Source organism: Sandaracinus amylolyticus, from assembly GCF_000737325.1.
GTDB classification, from domain to species: Bacteria; Myxococcota_A; Polyangia; order Polyangiales; family Sandaracinaceae; genus Sandaracinus; species Sandaracinus amylolyticus.
On record NZ_CP011125.1, the window covers coordinates 10,240,966 to 10,258,218 of the forward strand.

General features: G+C 71.2%; 15 protein-coding genes. 11 read left to right on the plus strand and 4 right to left on the minus strand.

Annotated elements, in window-relative coordinates; translation table 11 throughout:
- Positions 1-62 precede the first annotated feature (62 nt).
- Positions 63-710: a TetR/AcrR family transcriptional regulator gene (locus tag DB32_RS43480; RefSeq protein WP_053238560.1), complete on the minus strand. Its 648-nt coding sequence runs from the start codon at positions 708-710 to the stop codon at positions 63-65.
- A gap of 64 nt (positions 711-774) precedes the next feature.
- Between DB32_RS43480 and DB32_RS43485 the strand changes: the two genes are divergently transcribed.
- The 3 genes from DB32_RS43485 to DB32_RS43495 all read left to right on the plus strand — a co-directional run bounded on the left by DB32_RS43485 (position 775) and on the right by DB32_RS43495 (position 3,218).
- Positions 775-1,344 (plus strand): hypothetical protein, encoded by a 570-nt coding sequence (locus DB32_RS43485; protein WP_053238561.1) that lies wholly within the window; start codon positions 775-777, stop codon positions 1,342-1,344.
- Positions 1,344-2,348 (plus strand): SDR family oxidoreductase, encoded by a 1,005-nt coding sequence (locus tag DB32_RS43490; protein ID WP_053238562.1) that lies wholly within the window; start codon positions 1,344-1,346, stop codon positions 2,346-2,348. The genes DB32_RS43485 and DB32_RS43490 overlap by 1 nt, the downstream gene beginning before the upstream one ends.
- Positions 2,349-2,582: 234 nt before the next feature.
- Positions 2,583-3,218, plus strand: a complete 636-nt coding sequence (locus tag DB32_RS43495; protein ID WP_157070392.1) for a hypothetical protein — start codon at positions 2,583-2,585, stop codon at positions 3,216-3,218.
- A gap of 22 nt (positions 3,219-3,240) precedes the next feature.
- Here the strand turns inward: DB32_RS43495 and DB32_RS43500 are convergent, their stop codons facing one another.
- On the minus strand, positions 3,241-6,372 hold the full coding sequence (locus DB32_RS43500; protein ID WP_053238564.1) for an efflux RND transporter permease subunit: 3,132 nt from the start codon (positions 6,370-6,372) through the stop codon (positions 3,241-3,243).
- Positions 6,373-6,381: 9 nt separating this feature from the next.
- Positions 6,382-7,524, minus strand: coding sequence for an efflux RND transporter periplasmic adaptor subunit (locus tag DB32_RS43505; RefSeq protein ID WP_053238565.1), 1,143 nt, complete (start codon positions 7,522-7,524; stop codon positions 6,382-6,384).
- A gap of 88 nt (positions 7,525-7,612) precedes the next feature.
- Between DB32_RS43505 and DB32_RS43510 the strand changes: the two genes are divergently transcribed.
- Complete coding sequence (locus DB32_RS43510; protein ID WP_053238566.1) at positions 7,613-8,077, plus strand: hypothetical protein; 465 nt, start codon at positions 7,613-7,615, stop codon at positions 8,075-8,077.
- Here the strand turns inward: DB32_RS43510 and DB32_RS43515 are convergent, their stop codons facing one another.
- Positions 8,078-10,105, minus strand: coding sequence for an N-acetylmuramoyl-L-alanine amidase (locus tag DB32_RS43515; RefSeq protein ID WP_157070393.1), 2,028 nt, complete (start codon positions 10,103-10,105; stop codon positions 8,078-8,080).
- Between the two features lie 190 nt (positions 10,106-10,295).
- On the opposite strand from DB32_RS43515, the gene DB32_RS43520 reads away from it, so the two are divergent.
- From DB32_RS43520 to DB32_RS43550, 7 genes are all read left to right on the plus strand, one after another.
- Positions 10,296-12,320, plus strand: coding sequence for a methyl-accepting chemotaxis protein (locus DB32_RS43520; protein WP_240481332.1), 2,025 nt, complete (start codon positions 10,296-10,298; stop codon positions 12,318-12,320).
- Between the two features lie 85 nt (positions 12,321-12,405).
- Complete coding sequence (locus tag DB32_RS43525; protein ID WP_157070394.1) at positions 12,406-12,915, plus strand: hypothetical protein; 510 nt, start codon at positions 12,406-12,408, stop codon at positions 12,913-12,915.
- Positions 12,912-13,481 carry a GNAT family N-acetyltransferase gene (locus DB32_RS43530; protein WP_169791746.1) on the plus strand — a complete coding sequence of 190 codons (570 nt, stop codon included), beginning with the start codon at positions 12,912-12,914 and terminating at the stop codon, positions 13,479-13,481. The genes DB32_RS43525 and DB32_RS43530 overlap by 4 nt, the downstream gene beginning before the upstream one ends.
- A 73-nt stretch (positions 13,482-13,554) precedes the next feature.
- A complete protein-coding gene (locus tag DB32_RS43535; protein WP_157070395.1) occupies positions 13,555-14,196 on the plus strand; it encodes a hypothetical protein in 642 nt (213 codons plus the stop codon).
- Positions 14,197-14,229: 33 nt separating this feature from the next.
- On the plus strand, positions 14,230-14,853 hold the full coding sequence (locus DB32_RS43540) for a hypothetical protein (protein ID WP_053238572.1): 624 nt from the start codon (positions 14,230-14,232) through the stop codon (positions 14,851-14,853).
- 48 nt (positions 14,854-14,901) lie between these two features.
- Positions 14,902-15,507, plus strand: coding sequence for a HEAT repeat domain-containing protein (locus tag DB32_RS43545; RefSeq protein ID WP_053238573.1), 606 nt, complete (start codon positions 14,902-14,904; stop codon positions 15,505-15,507).
- A gap of 164 nt (positions 15,508-15,671) precedes the next feature.
- The gene (locus DB32_RS43550) at positions 15,672-17,222 is read left to right on the plus strand and encodes a MopE-related protein (RefSeq protein WP_053238574.1); all 1,551 of its coding nucleotides are present in this window, start codon (positions 15,672-15,674) and stop codon (positions 17,220-17,222) included.
- Positions 17,223-17,253: the final 31 nt, after the last annotated feature.

Sequence of the window (17,253 nt, forward strand, 5' to 3'; positions counted from 1 at the left end):
CGATCGATCCCGCGCTTTGTTTCGCCGCGCGCGTGATCGTGCGCCGATTCGACCAGGTTTTCCTACTCCTGCGGTCCCGGGTGACGGCGCAACATCGCGAGCATCGCCGCCGCGGCGGGCCCGAGGTCCACCGACGCGCGCAGCTCCATCAGCGTCTGCGCGCCGACGACGGCCGCGAGAAGGATCGCCGCCGCGTCCTCGGGGCGCACGTCGTCGCGCAGCGTCTTCTCGTCCTGTCCGCGCGCGACGATCGCGGCGAGCCGCGCGATCGACGACTCGATCAGCGCGACGTAGCGCGCGCGCACGGGCTCGCTCCGCGCGCACGCGTCGAGGAGCTGGTGCGGGCGCACGCCGTCCTTCGCGGTGAGCGGGTACTCGCCGCTCGCGACCGCGACGAGGAAGCGCTGCACCACCGTCGTGAGCGTGGGCGGTGTGTCGTCGCTCCCGAGCACGACGTCGAGGAACGGAAGCCCCACGCGCTCCATCACCGCGGCGAGGAACGCATCGCGATCGGGGAAGTGCACGTAGAACGCGCCGCGCGTCTTGCCGGCGCGCGCGCAGATCGCGTCGAGGCTCGGCGCGTCGAGGCCTTCGGACGCGAAGAGCTCGATCCCCGCGCGGATCAGCGCCTCGCGCGTCTCGGCGCTGCTCTCGGCGCGAGATCGCGGCTCGCTCTTGGTGGGCTTCTTCTTCGCTCGTCCGCTTGACATACGAATCCGTACGTGAAATTCGTCTCACATACGCGTTCGTATGTGAGCGCCTGGAGGACCGAACATGGAGACCATCGCCGCCCGTTCGCTCGACGTCCACTCTCCGGCGCGGTCGACCGGCGCAGCGCCCTCGTCGATCCGACGCCTCGACGAGCTGCTGCACCTCGATCACGACGCGCTCGCCGCGCTCTACGAGCGCGCGACGCTGCCGCAGCTCGAGGCGATCTCGGGCGACCTGCGTGGGCGCATGCTCGCGGTCCCGGCGGTGCCCTCGTGGTTGAGCAAGCTGCCGGTGGCGTGGGCGCGCACCGGCTCGTTCCCGTGGCGCGGCAAGAGCTTCGCGCCGCACGGCGAGGGGCGCGGCGAGGGCAACAACCGCGTGGTCTTCGACGCGATCCGTCTGTTCCGGTTCGAGACGTTCGCGGGACCGTCGCGCCACGACGGACAGCCGGCGATCCAGCTCGACTACGATCACGCGGAGAACCCGTTCTTCATCCGCAAGATCGAGGACGAGATCCGCGAGCTCGCGCCCGGCGTGTACCTCGGACAGGCGTGGCTGCGCGTCGGTGCCGAGCCGCGCTTCGTCCTGTGGTTCGGGCTCGAGGATCGACGCCGCGTCGAAGGGACGCGCTGATGCGCGCGCTGGTCACCGGCGCGGCGGGCCTGATCGGCCACCACGTCGTGCGCCAGCTCTGCGAGCGCGGCGACGACGTGCGCGCGCTGGTGCTGGCGCGCGACGATCTGCGCAACCTGCGAGGCCTCGACGTCGAGGTGCGCATCGGGGACGTGACCGATCGCGACTCGGTCGCGCGTGCGATGCGCGAGGTCGAGGTCGTGTTCCACCTCGCGGCCATCTACGCGCTGTGGACGCCCGATCGCGGCGCGCGGATGCGCCGGGTGAACGTCGAGGGCACGCGCATCGTGCTCGACGAAGCGCGGCGCGCCGGGGTGCGGCGGGTGGTGCACACGAGCTCGATCGCGCGCTTCGGCGGACAAGGCCCGGGACGGCGCGCGACCGAGTCTTCGCCGTTCGCGCTGGGCGTGACGAAGAGCGCGTACGCGATCAGCAAGCGTGACGCGCACGAGGTCGCGCTCGACGCGGCGCGCGATCAGGACGTGGTGATCGTCGCGCCGTGCGGGCCGATCGGTCCGGGCGACGTGGGGCCGACGCCGACCGGACGACTGCTCGTCGAGTGCCTGCGTCTGCCGGTGATCGCGGTGACGCCGACGGTCACGAACTTCGTGGACGTGCGCGACGTGGCGCGCGGTCATCTGCTCGCGGCCGAGCGCGGAGCACGGAGCGAGAGCTACTTGCTCGGACATCGCGATCTCTCGCTGGCGCAGCTCGCGGGGATGGCGCTCGAGGTCACCGGACGTCGCGCGCCGATCGTCGAGATCCCGTGGCGCGCGGCGCGGATCGCGGGTCGCGCGATGAGCGCGCTCGCGGACCGCGTGACCCATCGCGCGCCGCCGATCACGACCGAGGCGATCGCGATCGCGGAGCTCGGCCTCGCCGCGGACGCGTCGCGGGCAGTGCGCGAGCTCGGACTGCCGCAGACGCCGATCGAGCGCGCGCTGAGCGACGCGCTCAAGTGGTTCGATCGCGAGGGGTATCTCGCCGCGCGCCTCGCGGCGTGAGCTCGGGACAGCATCGAGGGTGCTCGCGTAGTCTCGCCCGCGTGTCGGTCGCAGTGAGCTCACGCGCGACCGGTGTTGGCACTCTCTGCCTGGACGCGAGGAGCGATGACGTCACAACTCTCGAGCACGTACCGATTCGACGCGCAGCTGAGCATCCGGCTCGTCTGGGCGCTTCTGGAGACCGACGTCCTGCGCTCGGTGACTCGCGTCGCACTGCCACATGTCCGCGGCGTCTTGTCCGAGCCCATGAGCGGCGGCGTCGAGGGCGTGCTCTACGACAGCCAGCGCGTGTCATCCGAGCGGCTGGAAAGTGCAGTCACCGAGCTCGCGAGCGTCTACGCCGTGCGGTGGCGTTGGGCTGCGGATCTCTTCGATGCGGCGATCTCGGCGACGCGTTTCGATATTCGCGTGCACACCGCCGAGATGGCGCTCCTCCAGCGGACCTTCTTCCACTACCTCACGACCGCGCGACCCGACCCGAGCGACCGCATCCGGATCGGGCGCGCAGTGCTGTCGCTCATCGGGAGCTCGGAGCGACACGCGATCGAGCGCGCAGCGGCGGTGACGAACAAGATCATGAGGAACCCGGAGAACGTCGGCGTGGATTTCGCGCCTGAGGAGCTGACCGCGCTGATCGCGTCCGAGCCACCGGCGCTCGAAGCACGGTCGGTCGTCGCGTCAGCGCTCTCGCGGGCCGTCGAGCACCGCATGGACGACGCATCGAGCCGCGCGGTCGTCGAGACGGCGTTGGGCGAAGGACGGAAGCTCGTCCTCTCGTTCGAAGCCCAGATCCACGCCGCCCTCGCGTGGCTATCGCTCTCGTCCGCGGAGGAGATTCATGTGGTCACGAACGACGAACAGAGCGGGTGAGCGGTCGGCTGACGCGACTGTGTCACTCCGCCGGTGACGGGAGCAGCGCGCCGCCCATCTCGGGCTCTTCTTCGCGTCGCTTCTCCTCGACACGCACACGGTGCTCGCGCGCGATCAGCACGTACACCGCGGGCACCACGAAGAGCGTGAAGATCGTCCCGATCGCCATCCCGCCGACCAGCACGAGGCCGATCGAATTGCGCGCCTCCGCGCCCGGGCCGGTCACGAGCGTCAGCGGGAAGTGTCCCGCGATCGTCGCCGCCGTCGTCATCAGGATCGGGCGCAGGCGCGTCGCGGCCGCGTGCTTCACCGCTTCGATCTTCGAGAGCCCTTCGCGCTGCGCGTCGTTCGCGAACTCGACGATCAGGATCCCGTGCTTCGCGATCAGACCGACCAGCGTGACGAGCCCGACCTGCGAGTAGATGTTGAGCGTCGTCGTCCATCCCGACGTGAGCCCGAACTCGACGCCGGGCGGTCCCTCGAAGTGCAGGAACGTGAACACCAGCGCGCCGAAGAGCGCGAGCGGCACCGAGCCCGCGAGGATGACGAACGGATCGCGGAACGAGTCGAACTGCGCGGCGAGCACCAGGAAGATCACGAGCAGCGCGAGCCCGAGCACCGGCAGGAATTTCCCCGCTTCTTGCCGCAGCTGGCGTGACTCGCCGGTGTAGTCGACGCGGTATCCCGGCGGCAGCGTCTCGGCCGCGGCCTCCTCGAGCACGCGCAGCGCCGCGTCGACCGAGCGCGCCGGCACGCCCGAGAGCTTCACCGAGTTGAGCTGCTGGAAGCGGTTCAGCGTGCGCGGCTCGACCGTCTCCTGCAGCGTCGCGATCGCGCCGAGCGGGATCAGCGTGCCGTTCGGCCCGGTCACGTGGATGTCCTGCAGCTGCCGCGGCACGAGGCGCGAGGTGCGCACGATCTGCGGGATCACGCGGTAGCTGCGGCCCGCCATGTTGAAGCGGTTCACGTAGTTGCCCGAGAGCATCCACGACAGATCGGAGCCGATCTGGCCCATGTTCACGCCCATCGCGGCGATCTGATCGCGATCGAGCACGATGTCGGCGCGCGCCTCGTCGAAGCGCACGTCGCTGATCGGCGGGAACGCGAACTCGCCGCTCTGCGCCGCGATCTCGGTGAGGCGCTCGGTGTAGCGGACGATCTCCTCGTGATCGGCGCTCGCGCTGACCACGAATTCGATCGGCAGCGTGCCCGGGCTCGGCAGCGCGGCGGGGAGGAAGAGCGGCGCGCGCACCCCGGCGATCGCCGAGACGCGCGGCGTGAGCGCGCCCTGGATCGCGAAGATGTCGCGCTCGCGCTCCTGCCACGGCGCCGCGATCATCCCGCCGAACGCGGTGCCCGGCGTCGTGAGCTGGAAGCTCTGGTGGTAGTCGGGGTCCTGCTCGAAGACGTGCTGCAGCTCTCCGGCGTACGCCGAGACCTGCTCGAGGCTCGCGTTCGCGGGGACCTCGAGCGAGCTGAACACGACGCCCTGATCTTCCTCGGGCGCGAGCTCCGACGACGAGAGCATGAACATCGGGATCGTCGCGAGCGCGATCAGGATCCACACGACGTACACGACGGGGCGCATCGCGAGCGTCGTGTCGAGCGCGTGCCCGTACCCGCGCTGCACCGCCGAGAACGCGCGCGCCACCGCGCGCGCGATCCGCCCCTGCTTCTCGGGCACCAGGCGCGACGACATCACGGGCGAGAGCGTGAGCGCGACGATGCCCGAGATGAGCACCGCGCCCGCGAGCGTGAACGCGAACTCGCGGAAGAGCTCGCCGGTCATCCCGCCCTGGAACCCGACGGGCACGTACACCGCGAGCAGCGTGATCGTCATCGCGATGATCGGACCGACCAGCTCGCGCGCCCCGAGCAGCGCGGCCTGCACGCGCGTCTGGCCCTCGCGGATGTGCCGCTCGACGTTCTCGACGACGACGATCGCGTCGTCGACGACGAGCCCGACGGAGAGCACGATCGCGAGCAGCGTGAGCAGGTTCAGCGTGAAGCCGAGCACCTGCATCAGGAACACAGCGCCGATCAGCGAGAGCGGGATCGCGACGACCGGCACGATCGAGCCGCGCAGCGATCCGAGGAACGCGGTGATCACGAGCACGACGATCAACACCGTCTCGAGGAGCGTGCGCGTGACCTCGCGGATCGCGTCCTCGATGTACTCGGTCGAGTCGTACGCGACCGTCGCCTCCATCCCGACCGGGAGATCGGCCTGCAGCAGCGCGAGCTCGGCGCGCACCCGCTCGATCACCTCGAGCGCGTTCGCGTTGGGGCGTACCCAGACGCCCATGAACACCGCGCGCTCGCCGGCGAAGCGCACGTCCTGGTCGTAGCTCTCGGAGCCGAGCTGCACGTCGGCGACGTCGGCGAGACGAATGAGCGTGTCGCCGTCGCGGCGCACTACGAGCCGGCGGAACTGATCGACGCTCTGGAGATCGGTGGTCGCGGTGAGATCGACGCGGACGAGCGCGCCGTCGGTGTTGCCGACCGCCGCGAGATAGTTCTCGTCCGCGAGGGCGCGCGACACGTCGGACGGCGACACGCCGAGCGACGCCATGCGCTGGGGATCGAGCCACGCGCGGAGCGCGAACGCGCGACCGCCGAGCAGATCGGCGCGCTGCACTCCGTCGATCGCGGACAGGCGCGGCTGCACCTCGCGCACGAGGTAGTCGGTGACCTGGTTCGGCTCGAGGATCGGCGAGCGGAAGCTCAGGTACATCGCCGCGATCTGCGCGTCCGACGGCTCGATCAGGATCGTCGGCAGCTCGGCCTCGGGCGGGAGCTCGTTGCGCACCTGGTTCACGCGCGCGCTGATGTCGGCGAGCGCATCGCTCGCCGGGAAATTCAGGCGCAAGCGCGCGCGGATCGTCGAGATGCCCTGGGTGCTCTCGGACTCGATGTACTCGATGCCGTCGGCCGCCGAGATCGCGCGCTCGATCGGCGTGGTGATGAACCCGCGCACGAGGTCTGCGCTCGCGCCGACGTAGACGGTCGAGATCGTCACCGTCGCGAGCTCGAGCCGCGGGTACTGGCGCACGCTGAGCGATCGGATCGCCTGCACGCCCGCGACGAGGATCAGCAGGTTCACCACGATCGCGAGGACCGGGCGGCGCACGAAGACGTCGGTGAGACCCTTCATCGCGATGCCTCAGCGGCTCACCGGGCGCGGCGCGAGCTCGGGCTGCGGCGCGGCGTCCTCGGTGATGATCACCGGCGCGTTGTTGCGCAGCTTGAACGCGCCCGCGCTGACGACCTGGCGCCCGGGCTCGACGCCCTGCGTGATCGCGACGAAGTCGCCGCGCTGCTCGCCGAGGCGCACGAACGTCTGCCGCGCGACGAGGATCGGCTGGCCGTCGGGCGTGCGGCGATCCGAGGGCTCGAGGAGGTAGACCGAGTCTCCGTAGGGCGCGTGCACGATCGCGGTCGAGGGCACCGCGACGACGCTCTCGCGCTGCGGGAGCACCACGTCGACGTCGACGAACATGCCGGCGCGCAGCTGCTCCTGACCGGTGCGCACGATCGCGCGCAGGCCGACGGTGCGCGTGGTCGGATCGACGGAGGGCTCGATCGCCGCGACCTCTCCGGCGAGCGTCTCGCGCTCTCCCGCGCCGCGCACCTCGGCGCGCATCCCGACCTGCAGCGCGGGCAAGAGCTCCTGCGGCAACGTGAAGTCGACGTACGTCGCGTCCTCGCCCGCGATCGTCGTGACCGTCGTGCCGGGCTGGAGGTACTGCCCGAGCCGCACCGCGCGGATGCCGACGCGTCCGTCGAACGGCGCGCGCACCGTCTTGCGCTCGATCGTCGCGCGCAGCGACTCCACCTGCGCGGCCGCGCTCGCCGCGTTCGCCTCCGCGTTGTCGCCCTCTTGCTCCGACGCGACGCCGCGCGCGACGAGCTGGTGCGCGCGGTCGGCGGTCACGCGCGCGAGGCGCTCGTTCGCGATCGCGGCGTCGAGGTTCGCGCGCTCGACGCTCACGTCGAGCTGCACGAGCAGGTCGCCCGCGCGCACCGCGTCACCGGAGTCGAACGCGATGCGCGCGACCACACCCGGCAGCTCGTTCGCGATCGCGACGTCGCGATTCGACGCGACGGTGCCCACCGCGTGCGCGGTCTGTGGCCACACCTGCTCCTCGGCGACCGCCGCGCCGATCGCCTCGGGCGGCGGGCCCTGTCGCTCCATGTCCTGCGCGTGCGCGATGATCGTCGTGATCTGCGACCACTTGATCCCGGCGATCCCGCCGAGGGCGAGGATCACGAGCAGCACGACGAGAGCGGCGACCCCGCGGCGCATGGCGCGTGCTCTCGTGCAACCGAGAGGCCGCAGATCGTCCTTGGTGGATGCGACGACATGCGCGCTACCATCGCGCGACTGCATGCCGATGGAGTCGACGGTCTACGGACAGGACGAGCACTTGCTCTACGCGCGCATCGGCCCCGTGGTCGTCGCGCAGGTGCTGCCGGACCACACCGACGCGAGCTTCGAGATCTATCTCTCGGCGCTCGAGCGCGAGCTCGGCGCGCGGCGCGAGGACGAGCGCGTCGCCGTGCTGTTCTACGTGCCCGGCGGAGGCACGTGGGACGCGGGGCGCCGCAAGCGGGTGAACGACGTGCTCGCGCGCTACGTGGTGAAGCGCCGCCGCACGACGAGCGTGTGGGTGCTGTGCACTCCGTCGGCGGCGACGCGCGGGGTCGCGACCGCGCTGTTCTGGGTGGTCCCGCCGCCGTACGAATATCGCATCCGCGCGGACCTCGGGGCGGGGCTCGAGGACGTGCGCGAGAAGCACCCCGACTTCTCGCCGAGCGCGTTCTCGAGCGAGCTCGCGCGCATCACGCGACGTCGATAGTCAGCGCGAGAGCCGCACCTCGCGCACGACCAGCGCGCCTTCCTCGACGTACGCGAGCGTGCCCGCTCCGTCGTCGCCGATGCGCGAGAGCGAGGGCATGCGCTCGACGCGATCGTCGCTCAGCACGAGCGGCGCGATCGCGTAGCTCGGGTCCGCGAGATCGACGACGTAGAGATCGGAGCGCGTGATCTCGTGCCCGTCGTCCTCGGTGCGCTCGAGCACGAGCCAGCGTCCCGACGGATCCACGCGCGGATGGCCGCCCGGCCCCGCGTACACGATCGCGCCGTCGCGCACCCGATGGATCAGCACGCCCTCGGTGAGGCCCCACATCACGACGTGACGGCGATCGCTCGTGAGCGTCGGCATCATCACGCGCTCTCCCTCGGGCCCGATCTCGCGCACGCGACCGTCGATGCGCAGCCACGCGCGATCGTCCTCGTCGGTCCAGGCGTGCACGCCGCGCTCTCCGACGTGCACCGCGAGGCTGCGACCATCTTCGAGCGACACCGCCTCGGCCGGGACCGCGGTGCCCGACTGGCCCTCGGTGCGGAACGCGACCGCCGCGCCGTCGTCCTGCCACTGCGGCTCCCACCCGCAGCGACCGACGCCGCAGAGCTCGCGGACCGTGCTCGTGCCGTCGAGCTCGAGCACGAAGAGCGCGGTGTGATCCGGCGACGCGAGCAGCGCGCGCGTCCCGTCCGGCGAGAGCACCGGCGTGACGAGATCCTGCACGAGCCACTCGCGACGCGGCCCGAGGGTCACGAACGACGCGACCGGGCGCGCACCGATTCTGGCACTCGGTGCCACATTTTCCTCGTCGACGATCCCGCGGAGATCGCTCTCGTGCGCGGTCGGCGCGGCCTCACGCGCGCATCCGACGATCGCGAACGTCGCGAGCAGCGCGACCGGAGCGCGACGGCGACGCATCGCGATCACGAGACCGGCGAGCACCATGGCGAGCCACGCGCTCGATCCGCTGCCGTGCCCCACGCTGCATCCGCCGTCGATCATCTCGCGGCCCGGCCCGGTGGCCCCGGCATCGCGCGCCGGGCCGGCATCGCCGCCCGTCGCCGCGTCGCGCGCTCCCGCATCGACCTCTTCGATCACGCCCGCGTCCTCCTCGCCCACCGAGCCCGCGTCGGGCGGCGGCGGCGTCGACTCGGGGAGAAGACCGACCGAGCACCACGTCGTCATCCCGCTCACCACCGCGCAGCGGCGCGACGCGGTCACGTGCCCGGCGTGCGAGGCCTCGACCGTGTACTCGCCGGGCGGCACGGTGAACGACCACGCGCCGTCGGCGGCCGAGGTCGCGCTCGCGCCGGTCTCGGTGACGCGAACGCCCGCGCCGCCGATGCGCACGGTGATGTCCTCGGTCCCCACCCCCTGGTCCTCGAAGACCACACCGCGCAGCGTGCCGGTCGTCGGCATCGGCGAGACGCCGAGCCAGTTCAGGATCGCGGTGCGCAGGTGCTCGGCCATGCGCTGGCGCTGCGCGGGGTCGCTGAGGTAGCGCGCGTCGGTCGCGCAATTGTTGGTGAACGCGAGCTCGCCGAGCGCGGCGGGCATCGTCGTCTCGCGCACGACCGCGAAGTTGCCCTCTTTGAGGCCACGATCGCGCAGGCCCCACGCGGCGATCATCGCGGACTGCACGCCCTGGCCGAGCGCGCGGGTGCGCGCGTTGGAGCCGGGATAGACGAACGTCTCGGTGCCGGTCGCGGGGGTGCCGCCGTTCGAGTTGGAGTGGATGCTCACGAAGCCGGTCGCGCCGCGCGAATTCGCGAAGGTGGCGCGCGCCGAGAGCCCGACGGTCGTGTCGGCGTCGCGCGTCATCGCGATCCGGACTCCGTCGCGCTCGAGCAGGACCTGCAGGCGCTGCGAGACGTCGAGCACGACGTCCTCCTCCTCGATCGAGCAGCCGACCGCGCCTGGGTCCGAGCCGCCGTGGCCGGGATCGATGACGACCAGCGGCTGGGCCGCGGCGGGCGCGGCGATGGCGAGGAGCGAAGCGAGTGCGAGGAGGGCGCGCATGTGCGCACTCCAGCACAGCAAGCCGCGTGCGCGCGCGTGTGCGGCGATCGGAGGCGCGAGGTGCGGACTCGAGGCAGCAGTCGCGCGCCGCGTCGTCACGGTCCTCCCCGGCCAGGCAGTGATCGATCTTCCTCGCGTTCTTGCTTCGCGCAGAAAGAGGCGCGTACCCTCGCGCGGCCGGGAACGAATGGTGGAAAGAATCTTCCAGAGCAAGAACGCGCCCTGGGCGCTGCTGTTGGTGCTCGTTGGCGCCTTCGTCGGTTATCTCACCGCATCGCAGGGCCCGGGACCGGTCTACGCCGGTGGTGCGGTGACGATCGTGGCGGCCGCCGCGCTCGGCGCGCTCTACGTCTGGGTGACCGGCTTCGCGGCACCTTCGGGCAGCAGCACGCATTCGTTCAATGCGCTGCGCGAGGTCCTCGACGGTCGGAAGCCGCGTCGCCCCGCCGACCTCCCGGTCGCGGAGTACGACGCGTTCGACGCGATCGAGAAGATCGCCGAGAAGCTCAGCGACGAGCGCCGCGAAGAAGAGGCGCTCCGCGAGCAGAACGGCCGCGCGCAGAAGGAGATCGACGGGCTCAAGTCGCGCCTCGCCGAGCTCGAGACGCTGCGTGGTCGCTCGAGCGAGCTCGAGTCGCGGGCGCGCGATGCCGAGGCCCAGCTCGCGCCGCTGCGCAGCCGCCTCTCGGAGCTCGAGCAGCGCGCGCGCGACGCCGAGGCGAAGTCGGAGCCGCTGCGCGGTCGGGTGAGCGAGCTCGAGCAGCGCGCGCGCGACGCCGAGTCGCAGGCCACGCCGCTCCGCACCCGTGCCGGCGAGCTCGAGCAGCGCGTGCGCGATCTCGAGACCACGATCGCAGCGCAGCGCCGCGAGGTCGACGAAGCGGAGCGCGCGCGCCGCGCCGGCGAGGAAGAGGCGAAGGGCCTGCGTCGTCAGGTGCGCGACGCCGAGGAGAAGCTCTCGCAGTACCTCGATCTGCTCTCGAACGGGTTCGGCGAGCAGATGGCCGCGGTCGAGCAGACGACGCGCTCGATGCAGGAGATGACGCAGCAGCTGCACCAGATCGCGCAGCACGTCGAGGCGCTCGCGAGCAACGCGGAGGAGAGCTCGAGCTCGATCCTCGAGATGACCGCGACGAACGACGAGGTCGCGGAGAACACCGGCAACCTCGCCGCGAGCGTGCGCGAGACCGTCAGCTCGATCGAGGAGATGACCTACTCGATCAAGGAAGTCGCGCGGAACGTCGACGCGCTCTCGCTGACGGCCGAAGAGACGTCGTCGTCGATGAACGAGATGGACGTCTCGATCGACCAGGTGCAGTCGAACGCGAACGAGACCGCGCGTCTCTCCGAGCAGGTCGCGTCGGACGCGGAGATCGGCGCCGAGGCGATCCTCAAGACGATCCAGGAGATCAACCGCATCAAGGAGACCTCGAGCGAGGCGGTGCAGGTCATCTCGAACCTCGGCACGCGCATCGAGGCGATCGGCGACATCCTCGACGTCATCGACGACGTCGCGGAGCAGACCAACCTGCTCGCGCTGAACGCCGCGATCATCGCGGCGCAGGCGGGCGAGCACGGCAAGGGCTTCGCGGTCGTCGCCGACGAGATCAAGGATCTCGCTGAGCGCGCGGGCGCGAGCACGCGCGAGATCGCGGACCTGATCAAGACGATCCAGGCGGAGTCGAAGAAGGGCATCACCGCCGTCGAGCGCGGCGCGGCGACGGTCGATCGCGGCGTCGAGGTCAGCGCGAGCGCGGAGACCGCGCTCAAGAAGATCCTCGAGAGCTCGCAGAAGAGCACCGCGATGGTGCGCGCGATCGCGCGCGCGACGGTCGAGCAGGCCAAGGGCAGCAAGCAGGTGACCGACGCGATCGGCCGCATCGCCGAGACGGTGCAGCAGATCGCGGCGGCGACCGCGGAGCAGGCGCGCGGCTCGGAGCTCATCATGAAGAGCGCCGAGAAGATGCGGCTCATCACGCAGCACGTGGAGCGCTCGTCGCAGGAGCAGGCGCGCGGCGGACGTCAGATCAGCCAGGCGATCGAGAACATCTCGAGCATGGTGAACCAGCTCCACCAGTCGCACCGCGCGCAGGCGCGCGGGAGCGAGCAGACGCTCACCGCGGCCAAGCGCATCAGCGAGCTGACGCGCGCGTACGAGGCGCAGCTGCGCGACCTGTCGCGCATCGCGGAGCGACTGCGCGCCGTGGGCAGCTGAGCGCGACGAGAAGAACGAACGGAGAAGCGAGCCGGCCCGAGAGGGCCGGCTCGTTTCGTTTGGGGAGCCCGCGATGATCTCGAGATTGCACGAAGCGACGCCGGACCAAGTTGCGCAGCGGGTGCGCGAGCTCGGCGCAGGGCGGGTGTTCGGCACCGCGAGCTCGGCGCGTGCGCGCGTCGTACACGACCCCGCCGAGGCCTGGAGCTACGCGTTCTCGCGCGAAGATCTCGAGGATGGCGAGGATTGGGTCCAGCTGCGCGGTCACGCCCTCGCCGAGCGATGGAGCCTTTGCGCAGCCGACCTCGGACGTGAGCTCGTCACGAGCCACGATTTGATCGCACCGTTGTCATCTCGCGAGGTCGACACGATCGCCAGGCAGATCGCGAGCCGCCTCGCCCTCGGCCGTGAGTACCCGGAAGAGATCTTCACGGACCTCAAGCTCATCCTTGCGACGAGCAAGGCGCCCCGACCGAGCGCGTTCAGTCCGATGATCGACGGCATGTTCGCGGCGTATCAGCGCGGCGCCTATCCGTGCGGCTGGGCAGGTCGGTGGCCGGAAGGCGAGATCGTCTGGTTCGTCCCGCCCGCGTGAGCTTGGTCCATCCCGCGCGCTCGACATGTCACTTCCTGGATCGCGCGCCGAGCACCACACGCTGCGCGATGTCGATCGCGATCCGTCGCCTCGGCGCGCACGACGCGCCCGCCTATCGCGCGCTGCGCGCGCTCGGTCTGCGCCAAGCACCCGACGCGTTCCGGGTCGCGCCCGAGGACGAGCAGCACGAGACCGATGCGAGCGTCGCGCAGCGCCTCGCGGGTCACGCCGTGTTCGGCGGAGAGCGAGACGCAACGCTCCTCGGCGTCGCCGGCGTGACCGGCTTCGACGGCGCGAAGCTGCGCCATCGCGCGCTGCTCTGGGGGATGTACGTGCACCCCGACGCGCGCGGGACCGGGCTCGCGGATGCGCTCGTCGCGCGCGCGATCGAGCACGCATCGTTGGACCACCAACGATTGATCCTGACGCTCGCCGCCGACAACGTTCGCGCGCTGCGGCTCTACGAGCGCCACGGGTTCGTCGTGTACGGCCGCGAGCCCGACGCGATCCGGCGCAGCCCCGATGCGTACGTGGACGAGCTCCTGATGTCGCGCGCGCTCCGCTGACGCTCGGCACGGCGCGCGCATCGCGCGCGGAGATATGGCCGAGCTCTTGGCCCGCATCGCGACGTTTGCCGCGATGATCGGTGCCGTGCTCACCGCGTGGTGGGCGTGGCGCGCGCGCGATCGTTGGGGTCGCGTGTCGCGTCCTGCCGCGCTCGTCGGTGTGGGCCCGTATCGCCGCGCGCTCGTCCGCAGCCACGAGCCGCGACGCGTCCCGCTCGCGGTGCTGGTGGTGGCGGGCGTGGGCTGCGTGTGGGGCCTCCTCACGACGCTCGTGTTCGCGCCGAGCGGGCTCGTCTTCCTGCTCGCGCCCGCGCGTCACGATCCGGTGCGGCAGATCCTGCTGACGCTCTCCGGGCTCGGCGTCTTCGCGACCGCGATCGCCGCGTTCGCGCTCGGGCCTTCGCTGATGCGCGCGTCGCGCGCGTTGATCGAGCGCGATCACGACGCCGGAGAGCGTGCGCTCTCGGTCGCGACGTGGTCGTCGCTGCACCACGCGATGGTGCTCGTCTCGTTCGTGCTCTTCGCGGTGCACGAGGACGACGCGCGCATCGCCGTGGTCGTCGCCGTGCCTTGCGCGATCGGCCTCGTCCACGCGTGGTCGCTCGGGCGTGCGTGCGCGATCGTGGCGCGCGTGCAGCGCGACGAGCGCGACGACGAAGATGCCTCGTCCGAGAGCGCGGCGAGCATCGTGATCGGAGATCGATCGACCCTCTGACGCGCGCGTGCAGCGCGCTCATGGAGAGCGAGCATGGGACTCGTGCTGTACGCCCTTTTCGTGCTCGGCATCGCGATGGTCGCCGTCGTCGCGACCGCGTACTGGTCCGTCCGGTTCGCCGCGCGATGGGGCAGCGTGCCGGGCCCGGCGCTGCGCGTCGGACGCGGCGCGTACCGCGAGTCGCGAGTGTCGCGCGAGGTCCCGCGAGGCACTCCGTCGCCGATCACCTGGACCGCGGGGATCGGCATGGTGTGGTCGGTCCTCACGAGCCTCGTGTTCGCGCCGATGATGCTGTGCGTCGGCGCGATGACCGACGGCGTCGGGCTCATCGGCGTGGTCACGGGCGTCGGGCTCGTGGTCACCGGATCGAGCGGCTTCTTCCTCGGGCTCGCGCTCGCGTGCATCGCGTACTTCGTGCTGCGCCGCGATCGCGAGGTCGTCGATCTCGCGGAGGGCGCGGTCGTGTGGTCGGTGCTGCACCACCTCTCGGGCCTGCTCTTCGTCGTGCTGCACGCGATCGTCACGCCGGGCCCGGGTCTGCTCATCCTCACCGCGCCGATCTGGGTCTTCGGCCTCGCCCACGCCTACGCGCTCCAGGACGCGGCGCAGCTGACGCTCGAGGGCCCGCCGCCGGACGACGAGATCATCGCGGCCTGACGAGCGACGTGCTCGCACGAGATCCCCGAAACGGGGTACAGCTTCCGCGTGAAGAGCGGAGACATCCTGACGGCCCCGATCCTTCGGCTCGTCCCGGGCGAGAAGGAAGACGCCGACGAGATGATGGGGTTCGCCAACGAGGAGTACTGGCTACTGGCGCGTGTGATCGAGGCCGACGGCGACGCGCCGGCGGAAGACATCTACACGACCGAAGACGGGCGCACGAGGATCCACTGGATCCAGGATCCCAAGATCAGCCGAGGCTACATCGCGCTCGCCGGTGAGAACGTCGAGGAAGTCGCCGAGCTGATCCGCTCGGGCATGTCGATCCTCGGCCTCGAGGAGATCCGGCAGAGAGCCCTGAGCGCGACGTCGCGCGCCGATCGGATGCGCAGCATCTACGATCTCGCGCTCGCCGCGCCGATCGAGCACGACCCCGGGATCTTCGAGATCTTCGGCTCGTATCTCGAGGACGCCGATCCCGACGTGCGGGGGGCGGCGGTGCTGGCGATCTCGTACGTCGGATGGCGAGAATTCCTCGAGCCGCTCCGCACGCGAGCGTCGGAGGACGCCGACGGCAGCGTTCGGGAAGACGCGACGATCCTGATCGGGAACCTGCAAAAGTATCCGGCCCGAAGTGTCGTCGCGCGCTAGCGCCTGACGCGCACCGCTCGGGATCGTCCAGTTTCCGAGCAGCACTTCTCCCGAGAATTCCGCGTTTTCCTGCCAAACCCGCACGCTCGCGCGATGCCCACACCGCATCTCGCGCCGTTCCGGCGCCCGGCGCGCCGGCACGTGGCTTGTAACCGCAGCGGGGCATGATGCGCCGCGCTGCGTTCGTCTGCCTCACCGCGCTCTCGCTGCTGCTGCCAGCGTGCATGCAGAACGAGCCCGCCCCGCCGATGGGCATGCTCATGGACGAGCCGGGCGAGGTGGGCGTCGTCTCCGCGGACCTCACCGCGGCCGAGCGTCGCGTGCGCGCGGGTCAGATCCGCGACGCCGCGTTCGGCGCGGGCATGGAGCAGGGCTGGCTGCTCGCGGGCATCGCCGACGCCGAGACGCGCATGAGCCACTGCTGGCGCGAGCTCACGTGGGCCTGTCAGGGCCCGAACAGCAGCGACTGCGGCGGCGGCCCGGTCGTCGCGGGCGCGGGCGACGGCCCGTGCGCCGATCGTCAGGGCGGGCTCGGCATGTTCCAGTTCGACGCCGGCACGTTCGAGCAGACCCTCGCGCGCGAGGGCAATCGCATCCTCTCGATCGCCGGCAACACCCAGGCGGCGGTCGACTTCGTCGCGAACATGGTGGTCCGCTCGGCGTACGTGCCGGGCGTCGAGAACCGCGCGCAGGCGATCGCGTGGATGAACGGCGTGCGCATCGGCAACGATCGCTGGGACGCCTGGATCCGCACCGTCACCCACTACTACAACGGCTGCGCGCCCAGCTACTCGTGCTTCTCGCAGCGCTACGCGCACTACCGGGACAACACGACCGGCGTCTACAACGAGATGGGCCCGGACTTCTGGGTCACGACGCGCGACTGGGGCGCCGCGTACGTCTCGCAGAGCTTCCCGCTCGCGCGCGATCCGTTCCCGCTCGAGGCCGGCGCGACCCACGAGGGCTACCTCGAGATGCGCAACACCGGCGCGCAGACCTGGCGCCCGGGCGAGGTCTTCCTCGGCACCACCGAGCCGCGCGACGTCGCGAGCCCGATCGCGGCCGACACCTGGCCCGCGCCGAACCGCGCCGCGACGATCGATCGCGAGGTCCCGCCCGGCGGCACCGGTCGCTTCGTGTTCCGCGTGCGCGCGCCCGACGCGCCCGGTGACTACCCGCAGTTCTTCAACCTCGTGCGCGAAGGCGTCGCGTGGTTCAGCGAGAGCGGCGGCCCCGTCGACGCGCAGATCCAGATCCGCGTGACCTCGACCGCGCCTCCGCCGTGCCCCGGCGGCATCGGCGACGCGTGGAGCTGCGAGGGCGACGATCGCGTGCGCTGCGAGCGCGGCATGGTGTTCCGCGAGCCGTGCGAGCTCGGCTGCAACGCCGGCACCTGCAACGCGCCCGCGACCGACGAGGACGGCGACGGCTACGGGTCCGACGACTGCGCGCCCGGCGACGCCGACGTGCACCCCGGCGCCGACGAGATCTGCGACGACGGCATCGATCAGGACTGCGACGGCGAGGACGCGATCGACTGCGAGGGCCCGGGCGACGACGGCGGCCCGGGCGACGACGGCGGTCCCGGCGACGGCCCGCGCATGATCTCCGGCGGGTGCAGCGTCGCGCACGGCGCATCGGGCTCGCAGCTCGCGCTCGCGTTCGCGGTCGTGGCGATCGGTCTCGTGATCCGTCGTCGCCGCGCCGGCTGGTGACGGGCGCGAGACGGTGAGGCTCGAGCTCGCG